The 1,185-nt window shown below is 72.6% G+C and carries 1 protein-coding gene; it reads left to right on the top strand.

Going from position 1 to position 1,185, the window contains the following annotated elements:
* Window positions 1–401 precede the first annotated feature (401 nt).
* A partial coding sequence (locus FNQ90_RS23970) for a DUF2637 domain-containing protein (RefSeq protein ID WP_182608260.1) occupies window positions 402–1,185 on the top strand: 784 nt, incomplete at its 3' end.

Here is a 1,185-nt window from a genome sequence, read left to right as displayed (position 1 = left end):
GGGCGGATTGGGCTGTCACGACGGTCGGTTCCTTTCGCCGGCTCTCCCGTGGGGTGTCCGTCCACCCTCCCGGGACATGCGGTCGGATCCCGTCCGCATTCCGGGTGGTGGCGAACATCCCGGGGGGCGGAGGACACCACCGGTGCGGGGTGCCGGGCCGGGTGCCGCCGGCGTCCCGACGCCTCGTCACCTCGCGGCGTCGGGGCGGACATCTGCGGGAAAGGCCCCCGCGGGGAGCCCCCGGTCGGGGCGCGGACGGGTACCGGCACGCCGTCCGGCGGGGGTGCGGTCCGCCGTTACGGAACGGAAAACCCGGCTCCTCGGCGTCCACGGCACCGTTCGGTGTGCCAGGCTTGGCCCCCGATGGGAACACCAGTCGGATTCACGGAAGGGGCTCGCGGGTGGCCGCGATCAAGTTGACACGCTCCCACCGCCTGCTGGTGGGCATCGTGCTGGCCGGCGCCGTGGTCATCGCGACGATCGGGTTCGTCGGCTCCTACGCCGCCGTTCGCGACCTGGCGGAACGCAAGGGTTTCGGGGATTTCGCCCCGTTCTTCCCGATCGGGATCGACGCGGGCATCGTCGTCCTGCTCGCCCTGGACCTCCTGCTGACCTGGCTGCGCATCCCCTTCCCGCTCCTGCGGCAGACCGCCTGGCTGCTGACGGCCGCCACGGTGGCGTTCAACGGCGCCGCCGCCTGGGGCGATCCGCTGGCCGTGGGGATGCACGCGATCATCCCGGTGCTCTTCATCATCACCGTCGAGGCGGCCCGGCACGCCATCGGCCGGATCACCGACATCACGGCGGACAAGCACATGGAGGGGGTGCGGTTCTGGCGCTGGTTCCTGGCGCCTCTGCCGACCTTCCGCCTGTGGCGACGGATGAAGCTGTGGGAATTGCGATCCTACGAACAGGTCATCGACCTGGAACGGGACCGACTGGTCTACCGGGCTCAGTTGCGTGCCCGGTACGGCCGCGCCTGGCGGCGCCGGGCCCCCGTGGAGGCCCGGCTGCCGCTGAAACTGGCCCACCTGGGCGTCCCCCTGGACGAGGCCGCCGGCCTGGTCCACCGACCGCTGGCGGGCGAGGCGCCCATCCCGACGCCGGCGATCACGCCCGCGAAAGAACCCGCCCCCGTGACAACCGGGGCAAGGAACGGTCGGACCCCCGCGGTCCCCGGCCCCC

Origin of the sequence: Streptomyces alkaliphilus, assembly GCF_014141535.1 — a bacterium.
GTDB lineage: Bacteria > Actinomycetota > Actinomycetes > Streptomycetales > Streptomycetaceae > Streptomyces > Streptomyces alkaliphilus.
This window is presented reverse-complemented; position numbering and strand designations above follow the sequence as displayed.